The sequence below is a fragment of the Streptomyces sp. 13-12-16 genome (genome assembly GCF_002114215.1).
GTDB lineage: Bacteria > Actinomycetota > Actinomycetes > Streptomycetales > Streptomycetaceae > Streptomyces.
Map to the genome: position 1 here is coordinate 3,895 of NZ_NCTE01001439.1, position 2,009 is coordinate 5,903.

The 2,009-nt window shown below is 71.6% G+C and carries 3 protein-coding genes; all 3 read right to left on the reverse strand.

Annotation, left to right across the window (positions count from 1 at the left end; genetic code table 11):
- Window positions 1-26: 26 nt before the first annotated feature.
- Window positions 27-746, reverse strand: coding sequence for a GDSL-type esterase/lipase family protein (locus tag B7767_RS42250; protein WP_085576446.1), 720 nt, complete (start codon window positions 744-746; stop codon window positions 27-29).
- Entirely contained in the window at window positions 743-1,210 is a 468-nt protein-coding gene (locus B7767_RS42255) for a cupin domain-containing protein (RefSeq protein WP_085576448.1), read from the reverse strand. Before B7767_RS42255 ends, B7767_RS42250 begins: the two co-directional genes overlap by 4 nt.
- 72 nt (window positions 1,211-1,282) lie before the next feature.
- Window positions 1,283-2,009: AraC family transcriptional regulator (locus B7767_RS42260; RefSeq protein ID WP_256923784.1), on the reverse strand; the 727-nt coding region annotated here is incomplete at its 5' end.

A 2,009-nucleotide genomic window follows, 5' to 3' on the forward strand; every position in this document is an offset into this window, starting at 1 on the left:
AGGAAAGGGGCCGCCGCAGGAACCGGTCACGCGCTCCGGGTCGGGAGCCAGGTGTCGATGACCTCGGCGACAAGGGCGGCGCCGCGACTGTTCTGATGGATGTGGTCGGTCGTGAGCACGAGACCCCGGCGCCGGGAGATCGTGTCGAGGCTGCGGCGCAGCACGGCGCGCCGGACGAGGACGCTGACGCTCGCCGCGGGTGTCGGCTCCTGGTAGGGGATCGGCGGCGGGTCCGCCTGGCGCAGTTCCTCGGTCTGGCGTTCGTGGAGCGGGAGATAGGTCGCCTTGTTGGTGGTGGCGACCTCGGCGATCATGCGGCTGTACGCCCGTGATGCCTGTGCCGCGGCTCCGTCGGGTTGTTGGCCGAGGACCGGGAGGGACAGCAGAGCGATCGTCGCGTCGGTCTGCGTTCGCAGCCGTTCGACGACGGCTGCCAGGCACTGCTGGAACCAGCCGGCTGACGGGCGCTCGGGGAGCTGTTTGCGCTCCATGGCCCGCTCGACGGGGTAGCCGGCGAGGCTCGCCCGGGCGTCGTTGGTCCCGATCAACACGGTGATCACGTCGGGTGGGTCCGCGACGACGGCATCGAGGCGGCGTGAGAGGTTGTAGGCGAAGTCGCCGTTGACGCCGAAGCGGGCGAGCCGTATGTCGCCTGGAGGGTGGCGCCGTTCGAGAAGGTCCAGGTAGTCGACGCTGAGCTGCGCACGGGTGATGCTGTCGCCGAGACACGCGACACGGGTCGTCACGGTGTTCGCGGGCCGGACGTGCCGGCCTGCTCGGTCAGGCGGGCTTCGGTCCGGGGACGGTGGTCGGTGCCGAGGCCGGCGGTGATGGTCAGGATGGACGCCGGCCCCGCCATGTCGACCGCGTGCCATGTCCCGGCCGGGTTGACGGTGGCCTCGCCCGGCCCGAGCACAACCCGGTCGGGCACTCCGTCCACATCGCGGGTGACCGTCACCGACCCGCTGAGGCAGATGACCAGTTCGTCGCCGGCGGGGTGGCGCTCCCAATGGTCGCCGGGGCCGTCGCCGTCGAAGATCGTCACCAGCCGGCCCTCGGCGCCGTCCGCCGCGACCGCGGCGCTGTAGGCCTGGAGCACCTCCGGGTCCCAGGCGAAGCCCTGGACGGGTTTCGCTCTCGACCCCAGCCCGAGGTGTACGGGGGTGGTCCGCAGGTCGATGGCGTCAGAATCGTGATCGACGAGTCTCATGCCGACGATCGTCACAGGACGGCGATCGGGTGGTCTTGAAGGAAAGGGAACGGAAGCCGACACGATGGGCGGCTACCCGGTCCCGAGAAGGACTTCGCCGCGACGCCAGACCGTCGGCGACCGGCCCGTGAACTCGCGCCAGTCCCGAACGAGATGGGCCTGGTCGGCGTAGCCGGAGACGGTCGCCACATCGGCCCACGGGAGCGGCTCGTGCGCCGTCGCCAGTTCGTGCGCGTGCTCGAAACGCAGAACTCGGGCGAAGGTCTTCGGTGACAGGCCCACCTCACCGCGAAACCGCTCGGTGAGGTACCGACGGCTCCAGCCCAGTTCCGCGGCCACCGCCCCGACCTGGACGCGGCCCCGCGAGGCCGAGAGGCGGCGCCAGGCCTCGGCCACCTCGGGGCGCACCCGGGACACGCTGTCGTCTCCGGCGCCGCGGCCGACGGCGCGCAGGAGCAACTCGTCCAGCACGGCGAACCGCGCCACCCATGTCGTCGCCGCGCGGAGCCGGTCGACCAGCTCGACGCCGAGCGTTCCGAGAAGCTCGTCGAGTGGAACCAGCCGGTGGGCGAGATCAGCGGCGGGCATGCCGTAGACGGCCCGGGCCCCGAGCGGTGTCAGCGACACCTGCACGCCTTCCTGGCGTCCGTCGTGGTGGATCGCGACGGCCCGGCGCATCAGACCGCCGGCCACGCTGCCGAATCCGGTGACCGGTGACCCGTCGTCGACGCCCGCCGCCACTTTCAAAGGGCCGGACAGACTGATCACCGCAGTGAGCACGCGACCCGGCGGACCGCAG